This is a genomic window from Tersicoccus mangrovi, from assembly GCF_036881825.1.
GTDB lineage: Bacteria > Actinomycetota > Actinomycetes > Actinomycetales > Micrococcaceae > Tersicoccus > Tersicoccus mangrovi.
Map to the genome: position 1 here is coordinate 267,700 of NZ_JBAJMW010000001.1, position 17,945 is coordinate 285,644.

At 69.4% G+C, this 17,945-nt stretch carries 12 protein-coding genes and 1 tRNA gene; 1 reads left to right on the top strand and 12 read right to left on the bottom strand.

Annotated features, from left to right (window positions below; genetic code table 11):
• Positions 1-55 precede the first annotated feature (55 nt).
• From V6N00_RS01335 to rpoB, 3 genes are all read right to left on the bottom strand, one after another.
• Positions 56-859 carry an IclR family transcriptional regulator gene (locus V6N00_RS01335; RefSeq protein WP_334230272.1) on the bottom strand — a complete coding sequence of 268 codons (804 nt, stop codon included), beginning with the start codon at positions 857-859 and terminating at the stop codon, positions 56-58.
• A gap of 461 nt (positions 860-1,320) precedes the next feature.
• Entirely contained in the window at positions 1,321-5,211 is a 3,891-nt protein-coding gene (locus V6N00_RS01340) for a DNA-directed RNA polymerase subunit beta' (protein ID WP_334230273.1), read from the bottom strand.
• 110 nt (positions 5,212-5,321) lie between these two features.
• The gene (rpoB, locus tag V6N00_RS01345; RefSeq protein WP_334230274.1) at positions 5,322-8,813 is read right to left on the bottom strand and encodes a DNA-directed RNA polymerase subunit beta; all 3,492 of its coding nucleotides are present in this window, start codon (positions 8,811-8,813) and stop codon (positions 5,322-5,324) included.
• A 375-nt stretch (positions 8,814-9,188) separates the two neighbouring features.
• On the opposite strand from rpoB, the gene V6N00_RS01350 reads away from it, so the two are divergent.
• Positions 9,189-10,385: an acetyl-CoA C-acetyltransferase gene (locus V6N00_RS01350; protein WP_334230275.1), complete on the top strand. Its 1,197-nt coding sequence runs from the start codon at positions 9,189-9,191 to the stop codon at positions 10,383-10,385.
• A 135-nt stretch (positions 10,386-10,520) separates the two neighbouring features.
• On the opposite strand, the gene rplL is transcribed toward V6N00_RS01350, so the two are convergent.
• From rplL to V6N00_RS01395, 9 genes are all read right to left on the bottom strand, one after another.
• Entirely contained in the window at positions 10,521-10,907 is a 387-nt protein-coding gene (gene rplL, locus V6N00_RS01355; protein ID WP_334230276.1) for a 50S ribosomal protein L7/L12, read from the bottom strand.
• A gap of 152 nt (positions 10,908-11,059) precedes the next feature.
• Positions 11,060-11,590 (bottom strand): 50S ribosomal protein L10, encoded by a 531-nt coding sequence (rplJ, locus tag V6N00_RS01360; protein ID WP_334230277.1) that lies wholly within the window; start codon positions 11,588-11,590, stop codon positions 11,060-11,062.
• A 328-nt stretch (positions 11,591-11,918) separates the two neighbouring features.
• On the bottom strand, positions 11,919-13,346 hold the full coding sequence (locus tag V6N00_RS01365) for a DHA2 family efflux MFS transporter permease subunit (protein ID WP_416385021.1): 1,428 nt from the start codon (positions 13,344-13,346) through the stop codon (positions 11,919-11,921).
• Between the two features lie 344 nt (positions 13,347-13,690).
• On the bottom strand, positions 13,691-14,773 hold the full coding sequence (locus V6N00_RS01370; RefSeq protein ID WP_334230279.1) for a GNAT family N-acetyltransferase: 1,083 nt from the start codon (positions 14,771-14,773) through the stop codon (positions 13,691-13,693).
• Positions 14,774-14,873: 100 nt separating this feature from the next.
• Complete coding sequence (gene rplA / locus V6N00_RS01375) at positions 14,874-15,581, bottom strand: 50S ribosomal protein L1 (protein WP_334230280.1); 708 nt, start codon at positions 15,579-15,581, stop codon at positions 14,874-14,876.
• Between the two features lie 182 nt (positions 15,582-15,763).
• Entirely contained in the window at positions 15,764-16,192 is a 429-nt protein-coding gene (gene rplK, locus V6N00_RS01380) for a 50S ribosomal protein L11 (RefSeq protein ID WP_334230281.1), read from the bottom strand.
• A gap of 137 nt (positions 16,193-16,329) precedes the next feature.
• Entirely contained in the window at positions 16,330-17,247 is a 918-nt protein-coding gene (gene nusG / locus V6N00_RS01385; RefSeq protein WP_416385003.1) for a transcription termination/antitermination protein NusG, read from the bottom strand.
• Positions 17,248-17,301: 54 nt separating this feature from the next.
• Positions 17,302-17,571 (bottom strand): preprotein translocase subunit SecE, encoded by a 270-nt coding sequence (secE, locus tag V6N00_RS01390; RefSeq protein WP_334230282.1) that lies wholly within the window; start codon positions 17,569-17,571, stop codon positions 17,302-17,304.
• An 84-nt stretch (positions 17,572-17,655) separates the two neighbouring features.
• Positions 17,656-17,728: transfer RNA gene (locus V6N00_RS01395), tRNA-Trp, on the bottom strand.
• Between the last annotated feature and the right edge of the window lie 217 nt (positions 17,729-17,945).

A 17,945-nucleotide genomic window follows, 5' to 3' on the forward strand; every position in this document is an offset into this window, starting at 1 on the left:
TCCCGCGACCGACCCGGCCGCGGCGCCCGCATCCGATGTGGGCGTCCTCACAGTCTCAGCCGGAGACGGGTGTCACGTCCTGGCCGTTCTCATTGAATGAGAGACCCAGATCGGCGGCTCGGCGGGCGATGCCCCGCGCGGCGGTCTGCAGCACGGGCACCGTGGTGCCCACGTGCTCCTGTCCGGCGGGCACGACGACGCCGAGGGCGGCGACCGCAAGGCCGTCGGGCCCGAGGACGGGGACGGCGACACCGGAGGTGGTGTCCACGACGTGGCTGTCGAGCAGGGCGTAGCCCTCCCGGCGCACGTGGGCGAGCAGCCGCCGCAGGTCGGGGACGCTCATCCGGGCCCACGGCGCGTCCGGGTCGTAGCCGTGGCGCAGGTAGTGCTCGGTGCGGGCCCGATCACCGAAGGCGAGCAGGGCCACACCGGAGGAGGAGATGGCGGCCGGGAGCCGGCCGGCGACGCGGGCGGCGTTGACGATCGAGCCGTGCCAGGAGAGCCGTTCGACGAACAGGACGTCACCCCCGTCCTGCAGGATGGTCAACTGGGTGTGCTGGCGCACCACGGACTGGACGTCCTCGAGGAAGGGCATCGCCACCTGGCGCAGCGTGGTGACGGACGACCCGCGGCTGGCCAGCTCCCACAGCCGGATCCCGAGCCGGACCCGCCCGGATGCGTCCCGCTCGAGCATCCGCTGGTCCACCAGCTCCCGGACGATCCGGTGGGTCGTCGCCATCGGGATCTCCGCCCGCACCGCCAGAGCGGCCACGCTCAGGGCCGGTCGCTCACTGGTGAAGGCCCCGAGGATCCGGATGATCCGCTCGATCATCGACTCCCCCGAGGGCGAATTGGCCATAGAGGCATCCTCCCACCGACCGGCCCATCGTGATGAAGCACGCCGTCCCCCACGAAGCCCCCACGCCGCTGCACCGCCCCTGTGTTCGGTCGAGAGCGACATGGTCGGCCGAAGAGTCAATCGAATCTGTCACTCTCGGCCGAACACCCATCCCCCCACCCTTTTCCTTCCCGCTGCTCCCCCTCCAGCCCACGCGCGACGCACCCAACGCACCCGCCTCGATGCCCCGGCCCCAACCCACCATGAACGCGACGAGTCCGTGGCGCGGGATCGGGCGAAAGGGGGACGTGTCGACCGGAGCGAGCTCTGCGAGCGCAGGAAGATCCAGTCCCCCGTGCCCGACCCCGCGCCGCACCCACCCCAGCCAGAGAAATGGAATTGCAGAAGCACCCACCCGAAGACAAAGAAACGGCCCCGCTCCCACGAAGGGAACGGGGCCGTCTCAGTGACGCGTCAGGGGATCAGCGGAAGTCGCTGCCCATGTCGTAGTCGTCCAGCGAGATCGCGTGGAACTCCGGCGACACGGAGCCGTCGAGGCCCGCGTAGTCGAAGTCACCGAAGGCGCTCGGGCCGGTGTACAGGTTGGCCTTGGCCTCCTCGGTCGGCTCCACGGAGACGTCGTTGTACACGGGCAGCCCGGTCCCGGCGGGGATGAGCTTACCGATGATGACGTTCTCCTTGAGGCCGAGCAGCGGGTCGCTCTTGCCCTCCATGGCCGCCTGGGTGAGCACCCGGGTGGTCTCCTGGAAGGACGCGGCGGACAGCCACGACTCGGTCGCCAGCGAGGCCTTGGTGATACCCATCAGCTCCGGCCGGCCCTGTGCCGGGGCGAGACCCTCGGCGACGGCCTTGCGGCTGGCCTGCTCGTACCGGCTCCGCTCGGCGAGTTCACCGGGCAGCAGGTCCGTGTCACCGGACTCGATGACCGTGACCCGGCGCAGCATCTGCCGGACGATGACCTCCACGTGCTTGTCGTGGATGCCGACGCCCTGGCTGCGGTACACGCCCTGGACCTCGTCGACGAGGAACTTCTGCGCCTCGCGGGGACCCATGATGCGCAGCACCTGCTTCGGGTCGACCGCACCCGAGACCAGCTGCTGGCCGACCTCGACGTGGTCGCCGTCGGCGACGAGCAGACGCGCACGCCGCAGCACCGGGTAGGCGACCTCCTCGCTGCCGTCGTCCGGGGTGACGACGATCCGCAGGGACCGCTCCGTCTCCTCCAGGGTGACCCGGCCGGCGCTGTCCGAGATCGGGGCGACACCCTTGGGGGTACGCGCCTCGAACAGCTCCTGGATACGGGGCAGACCCTGGGTGATGTCCTCCGCGGAGGCGACACCACCGGTGTGGAAGGTACGCATCGTCAGCTGGGTGCCGGGCTCGCCGATCGACTGGGCGGCGATGATGCCGACCGCCTCGCCGATGTCGACGACCTTGCCGGTGGCCAGCGAACGGCCGTAGCACTTGGCGCAGGTCCCGACCGCCGACTCACAGGTGAGCACGGAGCGGACCTTGACCTCGGTGACGCCCGCCTCGAACAGCTGCGCGATGAGCACGTCCCCGACGTCGGAGCCGGCCGGGGCCAGCACCGTGCCGTCCGCGGTGACCACGTCGGTGGCCAGGGTGCGGGCGTAGACGCTGTTCTCGACCTGCTCGTGCATGGTCAGCTCGCCGTTGGCGTCCGCGGTCGCGATCGGCAGGGTGAGGCCACGGTCGGTCCCGCAGTCCTCCTCGCGCACGATCACGTCCTGGGAGACGTCGACCAGACGACGGGTCAGGTAACCCGAGTTCGCGGTACGCAGCGCGGTGTCCGCGAGGCCCTTGCGGGCACCGTGGGTCGCGATGAAGTACTCGAGCACGGACAGGCCCTCACGGTAGGAGGACTTGATCGGGCGCGGGATGATCTCGCCCTTCGGGTTGGCCACCAGACCACGGATACCGGCGATCTGCCGGACCTGCATCCAGTTACCACGGGCACCGGAGGAGACCATGCGGTTGATCGTGTTCGACGCCGTGAGGTTCTTCCGCATGACGTCGGCGATCTCGTTGGTCGCCCGGTTCCACAGGTCGATCAGTTCCTGGCGACGCTCTTCGTCGTCGACCAGGCCCTTCTCGTACTGCGCCTGGATCTTCGCGGCCTGAGCCTCGTAGCCCTCCATGATGGCGGGCTTCTCCGGCGGCGCGGCGACGTCGGAGATCGCCACGGTCACCCCGGACCGGGTGGCCCAGTAGAAGCCGGCGTCCTTGAGGTTGTCCAGCGTCTGGGCGACGACGACCTTCGGGTAGCGCTCCGCCAGGTCGTTGACGATCGTCGACAGGCGACCCTTGTCCGCGACCGACTCGACCCACGGGTAGTCCGCGGGCAGGGTCTGGTTGAACACGACCTGACCGAGCGAGGTCTTCACCATCGCCGGCTGGCCGGGCTCCCAGCCCTCCGGGGCCTCCCACTCGGCGTTGGGCACGAAGTCGTCCAGCCGGATGGTGACCTGGGAGTTCAGGTGCAGCGTGCCGGAGTCGTGCGCCATGATCGCCTCGGCCGGGTTCGAGAACACGCGGCCCTCACCCGTCGAGCCGACCCGCTTGGTGGTCAGGTGGTGCAGACCGATGATCATGTCCTGCGAGGGCAGGGTCACCGGGCGACCGTCGGACGGCTTGAGGATGTTGTTCGAGGAGAGCATCAGGATGCGCGCCTCGGCCTGCGCCTCGGGGCTCAGCGGCAGGTGCACCGCCATCTGGTCACCGTCGAAGTCGGCGTTGAACGCACCGCACACGAGCGGGTGCAGCTGGATGGCCTTGCCCTCGACCAGCTGCGGCTCGAACGCCTGGATGCCCAGACGGTGCAGGGTGGGGGCTCGGTTGAGCAGCACCGGGTGCTCGGTGATGATCTCCTCGAGCACGTCCCACACCTGCGGCCGGTAGCGCTCGACCATCCGCTTGGCGCTCTTGATGTTCTGCGCGTGGTTCAGGTCCACGAGCCGCTTCATGACGAAGGGCTTGAACAGCTCGAGGGCCATCTGCTTGGGCAGACCGCACTGGTGCAGCTTCAGCTGCGGGCCGACGACGATGACCGAACGGCCCGAGTAGTCGACGCGCTTGCCGAGCAGGTTCTGGCGGAAACGACCCTGCTTGCCCTTGAGCATGTCGCTCAGGGACTTCAGCGGCCGGTTGCCCGGGCCGGTGACCGGACGGCCACGACGGCCGTTGTCGAACAGCGAGTCGACGGCCTCCTGGAGCATCCGCTTCTCGTTGTTGACGATGATCTCCGGGGCGCCGAGGTCGAGCAGGCGCTTGAGGCGGTTGTTCCGGTTGATCACGCGGCGGTACAGGTCGTTCAGGTCCGACGTGGCGAAACGGCCACCGTCGAGCTGGACCATCGGGCGCAGCTCCGGCGGGATCACCGGGACCGCGTCGAGGACCATGCCGAGCGGGGAGTTCGACGTCGTCAGGAACGCGTTGACCACCTTGAGCCGCTTCAGGGCACGGGTCTTGCGCTGCCCCTTGCCGTTCTTGATGGTGTCGCGCAGGGCCTCGGCCTCGCCCTCCATGTCGAAGTCGAGGAGGCGCTGCTTGATCGCCTCGGCGCCCATGGAGCCCTCGAAGTAGAGGCCGAACTTGTCGACCATCTGCCGGTACAGCGACTCGTCGCCCTCGAGGTCGGAGACCTTGAGGTTCTTGAACCGGTCCCAGACCTGCTCGAGCCGGTCGATGTCGGCGTCGGCGCGCTTGCGCACGCTGGCCATCTGCCGGTCGGCGGAGTCGCGGGCCTTCTTCTTGTCGGCGGCCTTGGCACCCTCGCCCTCGAGGCGCTCGAGTTCACCCTCGAGGTCGCGGGCGATCGCGGCGATGTCGGAGTCACGGGTGTCCGTGAGCTGCTTCTTCTCCAGGTCGTGCTCGGCCTGCAGGTTCGGCAGGTCGGCGTGCCGGCCCTCCTCGTCGACGCTGGTGATCATGTAGGCGGCGAAGTAGATGACCTTCTCCAGGTCCTTCGGCGCCAGATCCAGCAGGTACCCCAGGCGCGACGGGACGCCCTTGAAGTACCAGATGTGGGTGACCGGAGCGGCCAGCTCGATGTGGCCCATCCGCTCGCGCCGCACCTTCGCCCGGGTCACCTCGACGCCGCAGCGCTCACAGATGATGCCCTTGAAGCGGACGCGCTTGTACTTGCCGCAGTAGCACTCCCAGTCCCGGGAGGGGCCGAAGATCTTCTCGCAGAAGAGTCCGTCCTTCTCGGGCTTGAGGGTGCGGTAGTTGATGGTCTCGGGCTTCTTGACCTCGCCGTAGGACCACGCACGGATTTCTTCCGCGGTGGCGAGGCCGATACGCATGTGCCCGAAGGAGGTTTCGCTGGACATCTGGTCCTTGTCTCTCTTGGTTGACAAATGTCTGAAGTCTTGCCGCTGGAGGTGCTGACGGCTCCCGCCCGCCGTGCCCGGCGCGAGGCCGGACACGGGGGCGGAGCGGGTCAGACCTCCTCGACGGAGTTCGGCTCGGCCCGGGACAGGTCGATACCGAGCTCCTCGGCGGCCCGGAAGACTTCCTCGTCCGAGTCACGCATCTCGATCGTGGTGCCGTCGGTGGAGAGGACCTCCACATTCAGGCACAGCGACTGCATCTCCTTGATCAGGACCTTGAACGACTCCGGCACACCGGGCTCGGGGATGTTCTCGCCCTTGACGATCGCCTCGTAGACCTTCACGCGACCGTGGATGTCGTCCGACTTGATGGTCAGCAGTTCCTGCAGCGTGTAGGCCGCGCCATACGCCTCGAGGGCCCACACCTCCATCTCACCGAAGCGCTGGCCACCGAACTGCGCCTTACCACCCAGCGGCTGCTGCGTGATCATCGAGTACGGGCCGGTGGAGCGGGCGTGGATCTTGTCGTCCACCAGGTGGTGGAGCTTCAGGATGTACATGTAGCCCACGGAGATCGGGTCCGGGAACGGCTGGCCGGATCGGCCGTCGAACAGCCGGGCCTTGCCGGAACGCTCGATCAGCCGGTTGCCGTCGCGGGTGACGTTGGTCGAGTCCAGCAGGCCCTGGATCTCGTCCTCGGTCGCGCCGTCGAACACCGGGGTGGCGACGTTCGTCGGGCCGGACTCGCGCGGCAGCTGCGGCAGGTTCGCCGCCCACGCGGGCTCGCCCTCGATCTTCCAGCCCTGCTTCGCGGCCCAGCCCAGGTGGATCTCCAGGACCTGGCCGATGTTCATGCGGCCCGGGACACCCAGCGGGTTGAGGATCACGTCGACGGGCGTGCCGTCCTCCAGGAACGGCATGTCCTCGATCGGCAGGATCTTGGAGATGACGCCCTTGTTGCCGTGGCGGCCGGCGAGCTTGTCGCCGTCCGTGATCTTGCGCTTCTGTGCCACGTACACGCGGACCAGCTGGTTCACGCCCGGGGGCAGCTCGTCGTCGTCCTCGCGGTCGAAGACGCGCACGCCGATGACGGTGCCGGACTCGCCGTGGGGCACCTTCAGGGACGTGTCGCGCACCTCGCGCGACTTCTCACCGAAGATCGCGCGGAGCAGCCGCTCCTCCGGGGTCAGCTCGGTCTCGCCCTTCGGGGTGACCTTGCCGACGAGGATGTCCCCGGCCTCGACCTCGGCACCGATGTGGATGATGCCGCGCTCGTCGAGGGCGGAGAGGATCTCCTCGGACACGTTCGGGATGTCCCGGGTGATCTCCTCGGCGCCGAGCTTGGTGTCGCGGGCGTCGATCTCGTGCTCCTCGATGTGGATCGAGGAGAGCACGTCGTCGGAGACCATCCGCTGGGACAGGATGATCGCGTCCTCGTAGTTCAGGCCCTCCCAGGACATGAACGCCACGAGCAGGTTCTTGCCGAGCGCCAGCTCGCCGCCGTCGGTGGCCGGGCCGTCGGCGATGACGCCGCCGCGCTCGACCCGGTCGCCCTCGGAGACCACGACCCGCTGGTTGTAGGAGTTGCCCTGGTTGGACCGGGAGAACTTCATGATCGGGTAGTTGGTCTGGGTGCCCTCGTCGTCGAGCACGGTGACCAGGTCCGCGGAGACCTCGGAGACCACGCCCGCCTTGGCTGCGACGACCACGTCACCGGCGTCGACCGCGGCGTGCTTCTCCATGCCGGTGCCCACGACCGGGGCCTCGGAACGGAGCAGCGGCACGGCCTGGCGCTGCATGTTCGCGCCCATGAGCGCGCGGTTGGCGTCGTCGTGCTCGAGGAACGGGATCAGGGCGGTCGCCACGGACACCATCTGCCGCGGCGAGACGTCCATGTAGTCGACCTCGTCGGCCGGGATCAGCACCGGCTCGCCGCTGCCGCCGCGCTGGCGGACCAGCACGGTCTCCTCGGCGAAGTGCCCGTCGTCGGTCAGCGGGGCGTTCGCCTGGGCGATGACGACCTCGATCTCGTCGTCCGCGGTCAGGTAGTCCACCTCGTCGGTGACCTGGCCGGCGGTGACGCGTCGGTACGGCGTCTCGATGAACCCGAAGGAGTTGATCCGGCCGTAGGAGGCCAGCGAACCGATCAGGCCGATGTTCGGGCCTTCCGGGGTCTCGATCGGGCACATGCGGCCGTAGTGCGACGGGTGGACGTCACGGACCTCCATGCCGGCCCGGTCGCGGGAGAGACCGCCGGGGCCGAGCGCGGAGAGGCGCCGCTTGTGGGTCAGACCCGCGAGCGGGTTGTTCTGGTCCATGAACTGGCTCAGCTGGGAGGTTCCGAAGAACTCCTTGATGGCGGCCGAGACCGGGCGGATGTTGATCAGGGTCTGCGGCGTGATCGCCTCGACGTCCTGCGTCGTCATCCGCTCGCGGACCACGCGCTCCATGCGGGACAGGCCGGTGCGGAGCTGGTTCTCGATCAGCTCGCCGACGGCGCGGATGCGGCGGTTGCCGAAGTGGTCGATGTCGTCGACCTCGACGCGCACCTCGTGCTCGGCACCGTCACGGGTGCCGGGCATGGTCTCGTTGCCGGCGTGCAGGGTCACCAGGAAGCGGATCATCGCGACGATGTCGTCGATGTTCAGCACCGAGGCGCTGGGGTCGTCCAGCGCGGTCTCGACGCCGAGCTTCCGGTTGATCTTGTACCGGCCGACCTTGGCCAGGTCGTAGCGCTTCGGGTTGAAGTAGAGGTTGTCCAGCAGCGTCTGGGCGGCCTCGACCGTCGGCGGCTCGCCCGGGCGAAGCTTGCGGTAGATGTCGAGCAGCGCTTCCTCGCGGGTCTGCGTGCCGTCCTTCTCGAGGGTCGCGCGGATCGAGTCGAAGTCGCCGAACTCCTCGAGGATGCGGCTCTCGGTCCAGCCCATGGCCTTGAGCAGCACGGTGACGGACTGCTTGCGCTTGCGGTCGAGACGGACGCCGACCTGGTCGCGCTTGTCGATCTCGAGTTCGAACCAGGCACCGCGCGAGGGGATGATCTTCGCGGTGTAGATGTCCTTGTCGCTGGTCTTGTCCGCGGTCTTCTCGAAGTAGGCGCCCGGGGAGCGGACCAGCTGGGAGACGACGACACGCTCGGTGCCGTTGATGACGAAGGTGCCCTTGTCGGTCATCAGCGGGAAGTCGCCCATGAACACCGTCTGCTGCTTGATCTCGCCGGTGACGTTGTTCATGAACTCGGCCTTGACGTACAGCGGCGCGGCGTAGGTCGCGTCGCGCTCCTTGCACTCGGCCATCGTGTACTTGGGGTCGGCGAACTCCGGCTCCGAGAACGACAGGGACATGGTGCCCTGGAAGTCCTCGATCGGGGAGATCTCCTCGAAGATGTCGGCCAGACCGGAGGTGGTCGGCACACCCTTGTCGCCGGTGGCGAGGGCTTCCTCGACCCGGCTGCGCCACTTCTCGTTGCCGACGAGCCAGTCGAAGCTGTCCAGCTGCAGGGACAGGAGGTTCGGAACATCCAGCGGTTCGTGGATCTTGGCGAAGGAGAGGCGGGGTGCTTCGCCGCTAGCGGTTACGTTGTCAGAGGTGCTCGAGGCGACCAAGAGGGATCCTTCCACAGACCTTCAGGCGTGAACTGCGCCCCCGACGGCGACCTGCGGCCTGCAGTCGTGCCGCCCACCCGTGCTGGTCCTGATCCGGACCGGGTCGCTGCTCGCGGTCGCCGCCGTGGTGTCCACGGGTGAGGCGTCCTGCGCAGCACACGACCGAGCCCACCGCTATATGAAGGCTGAAGGTGAAAAGGGGATACGCAAAGATTCAGTCTACCCAACGAGATGCTTGGTGTCCAGCCCGCCCTGTGGTATTCGCGCGGGGACGACAGGGGCGGCCCCGCCGGGCGGCCCTGACGGCGCACGGAGCGAGGCGCCGGTCACACTAGGCTGGACACACCCATCGTCTTCGACAGGACCACAGCGATCATGACTGAGCACCACGACAACGACGTCGTCATCCTGGCCGGGGCCCGCACCCCCCAGGGCAAGATCCTCGGCCAGCTGGCCGGTTTCACGGCCGTCGAACTGGGGACGCTCGCCGCGTCCGCCGCGATCGAACGGGCCGGCATCAGCGCCGGCGACGTCCAGCACGTCATCCTCGGCCAGGTGGTCCTGGCCGGGGCCGGGCAGAACCCGGCCCGGCAGACCGCGATCGCCGCGGGTGTGGGCTGGGACGTGCCCGCCGTGACCGTCAACAAGGTCTGCCTCTCGGGGCTGGTCGCGATCACGGACGCGGCCCGGCTGATCCGCTCGGGCGAGGCGGACGTCGTCCTGGCCGGTGGCCAGGAGTCGATGACGAACGCCCCGCACCTGCTGCCGGGGGCCCGCAAGGGCTGGACCTACGGTTCCTTCGAGGCCGTCGACGCGGTCGCGAACGACGGGCTCGTCGACTCGTTCGACCACGTCTCGATGGGCGCGTCCACCGAGTCCCACAACGGTCGCCTCGGCATCGAGCGGGCATCGCAGGACGAGGTCGCCGCCGCGTCCCACCAGCGTGCGGCCGCCGCCGCACAGAACGGCGTGTTCGACCAGGAGATCGTGCCGGTCAAGGTGCCGCAGCGCAAGGGCGCCCCGATCGACGTCTCCACCGACGAGGGCATCCGGCCGTCGACGACGACCGAGACGCTCGCGGGCCTGCGCCCGGCGTTCGCCTCCGACGGCACGATCACCGCGGGCAACTCCTCCCCGCTGTCCGACGGTGCCGCCGTGGTCGTCGTCGCGCGCCGGTCCTGGGCCGAGGAGCGGGGACTGTCCTGGCTCGCCGTCATCGGCGCCCCCGGTCAGGTGGCCGGTCCGGACAACTCCCTGCACTCGCAGCCCTCGCGGGCGATCGACCACGCGCTCGGCCGGGCCGGTTGGCAGCGCTCCGACCTGGACTTCATCGAGATCAACGAGGCATTCGGGGCGGTCGCCGTGCAGTCCCTCGCCGACCTGGACTACCCGCTGGAGCGGACGAACCTCCACGGGGGCGCCATCGCGCTCGGCCACCCGATCGGGGCCTCGGGCGCCCGTCTCGCGCTGCACGCCGCACTCGAGCTCGCCCGGCGCGGTTCCGGCCGTGCCGCCGTGTCCCTGTGCGGCGGCGGCGGTCAGGGCGAGGCCCTGCTGCTCTCCCGCGACTAGGGCTGCTGCCCCGCGACTCCGTCCGGGCCGGTCCACCGGCCTCACGACGAGAAGAGCCCCGCTCCGGTGACCGGAGCGGGGCTCTTCTTCATGCCCCCGAGGGGGGGTGTACCAATGATCAGATGATCGGCGAGGTCACTTGAGGGTGACGGTGGCGCCGGCGCCCTCGAGCTGCGCCTTGGCCTTCTCGGCGGTCTCCTTGTTGGCGCCCTCGAGGACGGCCTTCGGGGCACCGTCGACCAGGTCCTTGGCTTCCTTCAGACCCAGGGAGGTCAGCGCGCGGACCTCCTTGATGACCTGGATCTTCTTGTCGCCGGCGGCCTCGAGGACGACGTCGAACTCGGTCTTCTCCTCCTCGGCCTCCGCCTCGCCGCCACCGGCAGCAGCCGGGCCGGCCACGGCCACGGGGGCGGCGGCGGTGACGTCGAAGGTCTCCTCGAACGCCTTGACGAACTCGGAGAGCTCGATGAGGGTCAGTTCCTTGAACGCGTCGATCAGTTCGTCGGTGGTCAGCTTCGCCATGATGGCGCTCCTTCGTTTCGGTGCCGGTCACGTGCCGCTCGTGGAGCGGGGCGATCCGGCGGGATCTTCGGTCTGGCCCGGCGTCCGGGCCGGCAGGAGCGGATCCTGCCTGTGCTGCCGTCGCGGCGTCACCGCCGTCGGGCAGCGGCCGCTCACGCGGCCTGGCTCTCCTCTTCCTGCTTCGCTCGCAGGGCCTCCGCGGTGCGGACGGCCTTGGAGAGCGGAGCCTGGAACAGGGCAGCGGCCTTGGACAGCGACGCCTGAGCGGCGCCGGCGACCTTGGCCAGCAGGACCTCGCGGGACTCGAGATCCGCGAGCTTGGTGATCTCAGCGCCGCTGAGTGCCTTCCCCTCGAGGTAGCCACCCTTCACGATCAGCTGAGGGTTGGTCTTGGCGAAGTCACGCAGGCTCTTGGCAGCCTCCACCGGGTCTCCGGTGACGAACGCGATCGCGGACGGCCCGGCAAGCTGGCCGTCGAACGCGTCGATGCCCGCCTCCTTCGCCGCGATCTCGGTCAGCGTGTTCTTCACCACGGCGTATTCCGCGTTCTCACCGAGGGAACGGCGCAGCTGCTTGAGCTGGGCCACGGTGAGACCACGGTATTCCGTCAGGACGGCGGCGGTGGAGTTGCGGAAGTGCTCCGTCAGCTCCTGGACCGCGGCGACCTTGTTCGGCTGCGCCATGGTTCTCCTTCCGGTCATCGTGGGCCGGCCTGGCCCCACGGCAGCGGATGTGCGTCAGAACGCAACAACGCCCCGCGCAGATGCACGGGGCGCACGGAGAGCGGACGGGAAGAGACCCGTCGGCGTCGAGCTTTCGTTCACCTGCGCAGGCCGCCCGCGATGCGGGGCCTTCGGTTCATCCCGGCCTCGAGCACGATTGCCCGGGCAGGAAGGAACGACCGGCGGTCTTTGGTACCCGTCCATCGTACGCGAGCGCGGCGGCACGGCCAAATGGCGGGCCGCCGCGCTCGGTGTCCTGCTGTCGTGCCTCGTCAGGCGGCGTGTCCCGTCAGGCGGCGTGCCGTCCGCGACGTCGCCCGACCCCGTGCGGCGTCGCGAGGAAGGCGGCCACCAGGGCCGCCACGAGCAGGGCGACGGCCGGCAGGACGAGCGATTGGCCCATCGCACCGGCGTACCCGGCCTGCAGGGCGGCGGGGAGGCCACCTGCAGCGCCGACACCGGCCTCACCGGACGGCGCACCGCCCGGCAGGTGGGGCAGGTTCGCCGTCAGCCGGCTCTCCATCAGCACGGCGATCGCCGCCGAGCCGAGCACGGCACCGACCTGACGGGTCGTGTTGTAGACGCCGGACCCCGCACCGGCCACGTCCGGGGTGAGGTTGCGGGTCGCGCTGATCGACAGCGGCGCCCACATGCAGGAGCTGCCGATGCCCATGATCACCGGCACGAGGGCGAGGAACACCAGGGGCGTGTCGGGGGTCATGATCGCGGCGAGGATCAGCAGGCCGATACCGAACGCGGCGATCCCCGGCACGGCCAGCCGCCGCGGATCGACCCGGGCGATGATGCGGCCCACGATCGGGGCCATGATGCCCGAGACGACGGCCATCGGCGCGAGCATCAGAGCGGCCTGGGTGGGGGTGAGGCCGCGCACGGTCTGCAGGAAGAGCATGATCGGGAAGTTCATGGCCGTGATCGCCAGGCCGACGAGGGTGATCGCGGTGTTGGCGAGGCTGAAGTTGCGATCGCGGAAGAGCCGCAGCGGGATCAGAGGCTCGCCCCGGTTGTACCGCTGCCACAGCACGAAGAGGGCGAGGACGACGACGCCGGCGATGATCAGGCTCCACACCGAGATCGGTCCCGTGATGGTCCCCCAGTCGTAGGTCTCCCCCTCCTGGATGCCGAAGACGAGCGCGAACATGCCGACGGCGCTCAGCACGACGCCGAGGATGTCGAACCGGTGGCTGTGGGTCGGCAGCCTGGGGACGAGCACGAAGGCCATGATGAGGCCGACGACGCCGACGGGGACGTTGACGAAGAAGATCCACTCCCAGCCCAGCGAGTCCACGAGCACGCCGCCGAGGATCGGCCCGACGAGGGTGGCGATGCCGGCGGTGGCGCCCCACAGCCCCATCGCGGCACCGCGGTGCGCCACCGGGAACATGCGGGTGATCACCGACATGGTCTGGGGAGTCATGAGGGCGGCCCCGAGACCCTGCAGCACGCGGGCGAGGATCAGCATCTGCACGTCACCGGCGAACCCGCACCACGCGGACGCGACGGTGAAGACGGCCAGGCCCATCAGGTAGATGTTCTTCGGCCCGAACCGGTCGCCGAGGCGTCCGGTGATCAGCAGCGGCACGGCGTAGGCGAGCAGATAGGCGCTCGTCACCCAGATGACGGCGTTGATGTCGGCGCCCAGGCCTCGCATGATCGCCGGCATCGCCGTGGTCACGATGGTGGAGTCGACGAGGATCATGAAGAAGCCGATGACGAGAGCCCAGAGAGCCGGCCAGGCCTTGGCGTCGAGCGGCTGGTCGGCCGCGGGGGGCTGGGAGCCCGGCCGAGCGGGGGCCGTCTCGGCGACGGGAGGCTGGGCCGGTGCCGTCGTGCGGTCGCTGCGGGTCGTGGTCACGAAGGTCCTTCCGCCCGGGCTGACCCGGGGAACTGAGCGCGGTGTCGGGGGGGTGACACCGCGGAGATGCTGGTGAGCGTGCGAAGGGCGTGGTGGCCGCCGCGGGCGACAACGCCGGCACCGGAGCGGTTATGCCCGGAGCCGACGGCGGACGGAGGCGTGAGCGCAACGCTGCGCGGGACGGTCGGTCAGGTCAGGTACCGTTGCCAGGCGCCGACGACGCCGACCTGCCGGAAGCCGAGTTCGACGTTCAGGTCGAGCACGGGGGTGTTCTCCTCGGCGTTCCAGGTGTAGATCCGGCGCACGTCCGGCCACACCGTGGCGAGTCGCCGGAGATGGTGGATCTTCAGCAGCATACCCAGCCGGTGGCCGCGGTGAGCCGCCAGCACGAGGGTGTCTTGCTGGTAGGCGACGTCAGGGCGCGGGTCGAACCGCTCCAGCACGGTGTGCCCGACGAGCCGGTCGGTACCGAGGTGCCGGATGGCGCACACCGATCGGTGCCCTCCGGCGTCGGCGAGCTCGGTCTCCTCCTCCGCGACCCGCGCGGCGTCCCACTCCTCGGCTTCGAGTTCCAGCTCCGCCAGAGGGATGTCGGTGCTCATCGCCGCCTTGAGCCGCCCGTAGTCCTCCGCCGTGCCGGCCGGTGCCCGGTCCGTCCAGGCGACGAGTTCGTAGCCGGCAAGCGGGATGCCGGCTTCGAGCGCGTCGAGCGTTGCGGGCTCGAGCGGCACGTCGAGCCGGCTGATCCGCTCGACCTGCTCGAGGGCGAAGCCATGCCGGTGGGCGAAGGCGGCCTCGGGGGCGGAGAGCGGTACCCCGCCGGTGCCGGATCGGGCGGGGAGGGCGTCCGGCCACGGGCCGGCGCCGGGCGTCTCGGTCCAGCCGCCGAGGACGGTCCGGCCGGCGGTCCGCAGCTGCCGCTCGGCGGCCGCGAGCAACGCCGATCCCACCCCACGCCGCCGGTGGCGCGGGTCGACGACGAGGTCGAGCCAGGCGACGTCGACGTTCTCGCGCTGCGGCAGGCTCGCCGCCAGCAGGCCGACGATCTCGCCCGTCCCGTCGGCGGCGATCCAGCCCCGCCAGTGTTCCGTGGTCGTGTCGGCCGCGCGGGCGTACTGCTCCCGGAGACCCTCGGCGTGGTCGCCGTCGCCCCACTGGGCACGGCGGACCCGCGTCAGCAGGCCCGCGGCGGCCCGGAACGCGGCGGCGTCGTCCCCGTCCAGCCGGGCAGGGCGAGCCAGGTCGCGGATCAGGAGGCGTCCGTCGCTCACCCTCCCATGGTCGCGACACGTCCCCGGACGCGGAAGAGGCCGGACGAGATGATCTCGTCCGGCCCCTTCACACGGCCGTGCGGCCGCAGGTCGTTCGTCCTCAGGCGGCGGGGAGCACGCGGGTGACGTTCGGGTCCACCGGGATGCCCGGGCCGAAGGTCGTGCTCACGGTGGCGCGCTGGATGTACCGGCCCTTCGAGGCGGACGGCTTGAGCCGCAGCACCTCGTCGAGCGCGGCGGCGTAGTTCTCCGCCAGCTTCGCGGCGTCGAAGGACACCTTGCCGATGATGAAGTGCAGGTTCGCGTGCTTGTCGACCCGGAAGTCGATCTTGCCGCCCTTGATCTCGGTCACGGCGCGGGCCACGTCCGGGGTCACGGTGCCGGTCTTCGGGTTCGGCATCAGGTTGCGGGGGCCCAGGATCTTGCCCAGGCGACCGACCTTGCCCATCAGGTCCGGGGTGGCCACGGCGGCGTCGAAGTCCGTCCAACCGCCCTGGATCCGCTCCATCAGGTCGTCCGAGCCGACGTAGTCGGCGCCGGCGGCCTCGGCCGCGGCGGCCCGGTCGCCGGTCGCGAAGACCACGACGCGGGCGGTCTTGCCGGTGCCGTTCGGGAGCATCACGGTGCCACGGACCATCTGGTCCGCCTTGCGGGGGTCGACGCCCAGACGGAACGCGACCTCGACGGTGGCGTCCGAGGACGACGGGTTGGACTCCTTGGCCAGGGTGATGGCCTCGGCCGGGGCGTAGAGCTTGCCCTCTTCGATCTTGGCGGCCGCGGCCCGGTATGCCTTGCTGCGCTGTGCCATCTGCGTTTTCTCCTTGTGCAGGTGTGGTGTGACGGGCCGCGCGCGGCCCCTTCCCACGGGATGTCTCGGATGCCGAGCTCACGCTCGCCGGGTGGTCACTCGACGGTCGTGGCTGTCGGATGACTGCGGTGCTCGCTCTGGCGTTGTCTCCTTCGTCGACTCCGCCAAACGCGAGCTCCTCGTCACTCGACGGTGATGCCCATCGAGCGGGCGGTGCCCGCGATGATCTTGGCCGCGGCCTCGACGTCGTTCGCGTTCAGGTCCTCGAGCTTCGTCTGGGCGATCTCGCGCACCTGGTCCTGGGTCAGCTTCGCGACCTTGGCGGTGTGCGGGGTGGCCGAGCCCTTCTGGACGCCCGCAGCCTTCTTGATCAGCTCAGCGGCCGGCGGGGTCTTGGTGATGAAGGTGAACGAGCGGTCCTCGTAGACCGTGATCTCGACGGGGACCACGTTGCCACGCTGGGATTCCGTCGCGGCGTTGTACGCCTTGCAGAATTCCATGATGTTGACGCCGTGCTGACCGAGCGCGGGACCAATCGGCGGGGCCGGGTTGGCGGCACCCGCCTGGATCTGCAGCTTGATCAGGCCGGCGACCTTCTTCTTGGGAGCCAATTGAAGATCCTTCTTCCATGATGGTGCCCGCCGGCACAGGAGCGTCCCGGCGGAGATTGGCCGCCGTGGCGCGGCGGCCGCCGTCGGCGAGACCCGCAAAGCATCGGGTCACTCCGACGAAGTCGGGGGTCGGGTCCTCAGATCTTGGTGACCTGGTTGAACCCGAGAGTGACGGGCGTCTCGCGCTCGAAGATGGAGACGAGGACGACGAGCTGCTGGGACTCGGGCTTGATCTCGGAGATCGTCGCCGGCAGGGTCTCGAAGGGCCCTTCCTTGACGATGACCGACTCGCCGACCGTGAAGTCGACGGCGATCGCGCCGGGCGCCGGGCGGACCGGCTTGCCCTCCTCGGCCGCACGCTCGGCCTCGAACGACGGGGCCAGCATCGAGACGACCTCGTCCAGGCGCAGCGGCACCGGGTTGTGGGCGTTGCCCACGAAGCCGGTGACACCCGGAGTGTGCCGGACGGCGCCCCAGGACTCGTCGGTCAGTTCCATCCGGACCAGGACGTAGCCGGGGATCCGCACACGGCGCACGATCTTGCGCTGCGCGTTCTTGATCTCCACGACCTCCTCCATGGGGACCTGGATCTCGAAGATGAAATCCTCCATGTTGAGGGTCTGGATACGCGTCTCCAGGTTGACCTTCACGCGGTTCTCGTAGCCGGCGTAGGAGTGGATGACGTACCAGTCACCCTCCTGGCGGCGCAGCTTCGCGGTGAACTCGGCCAGCGGGTCCTCGGCGGGCTCGGCCGGGGCGGCGTCGCCCTCCTCGACCTCGCTGATCGGCTCGGCGGTGTCGGTACCTGCGGCGACGGCGGCGTCCGTCTCCTGGATGGTCGCCTCGTCGGTGGCGACGCCGTCGCCCTCCTCCGCGACCACGGTGTCGGACGCGTCGGTGTCGGTGGCGTCCTGCTCGGCGTCCTCGGACACGGGCTCCGAGGGAGCCGACGCCGGCGCCCCGGTCGGCGCGGCGTCGCTGAACGGCGAGTCGGCGCTGGGCGCGCTCGACCGGGTGACGTCCTCGTCGAAGTTATCGAGCCTGTGCTCGGACACGGTGTACTCCTGTTTCTCGACCGGTTGTCTGTCGGGGTGCTCGCACCCCGGGCATCACTGCGTGGGCGTGCCGACGAAGACCCATTTCGCGGCCGAGAAGAACACGAAATCCAGTCCCGTCACGATGAGCATCATGATCACCACGAACACGAGCACCACGGCGGTGTAGTTCAGCCACTGTCCTCGCGTCGGCGTCACCACCTTGCGCAGTTCGCCGATGACCTGCCGGACGAACAGCACGATACGAGCGAACACGTTGCGCTTCGGCTGCTTCGTCTCGGGCGAGGGGCGCCCCTGAGAGCTGCTGGCAGCTGTTTCGGTCACCGGTTCCTCACTTGCCGTTCGTCGAGTTCGCCGACGGTCACACGACCGTCGCGCCGCGATGCCGGCTGTTCATCAGCCAGTGCGCAGGGCAGACAGGACTCGAACCTGCAACCTGCGGTTTTGGAGACCGCTGCGCTACCAATTGCGCCACTACCCTTCGGCGTTCACTGCTCCACCCGATCGCTGCCCTGATCCAGGGCGCGGTCGACCTTCGGCCGAACACCAAAATGACAGTCTACGCATGTCCGGCGTGAACGTCGAACCGAGCGGCGTGAGACGCCGGAGCGAGGGCACGCAGCGGGCCGCTCTTGTGCCCTCCGTCACAGATGGATGCCGTGATCGCATTCACGACGCGAATACTTGTTCACCATGCG

Coding starts and splice junctions, on each gene's coding strand:
- V6N00_RS01335 (WP_334230272.1), bottom strand. CDS start 859: ATGGCCAATTCGCCCTCGGGGGAGTCGATGATCGAGCGGATCATCCGG.
- rplL (WP_334230276.1), bottom strand. CDS start 10,907: ATGGCGAAGCTGACCACCGACGAACTGATCGACGCGTTCAAGGAACTG.
- rplA (WP_334230280.1), bottom strand. CDS start 15,581: ATGGCACAGCGCAGCAAGGCATACCGGGCCGCGGCCGCCAAGATCGAA.
- V6N00_RS01350 (WP_334230275.1), top strand. CDS start 9,189: ATGACTGAGCACCACGACAACGACGTCGTCATCCTGGCCGGGGCCCGC.
- V6N00_RS01340 (WP_334230273.1), bottom strand. CDS start 5,211: ATGTCCAGCGAAACCTCCTTCGGGCACATGCGTATCGGCCTCGCCACC.
- rplJ (WP_334230277.1), bottom strand. CDS start 11,590: ATGGCGCAGCCGAACAAGGTCGCCGCGGTCCAGGAGCTGACGGAGCAC.
- V6N00_RS01365 (WP_416385021.1), bottom strand. CDS start 13,346: ATGATCCTCGTCGACTCCACCATCGTGACCACGGCGATGCCGGCGATC.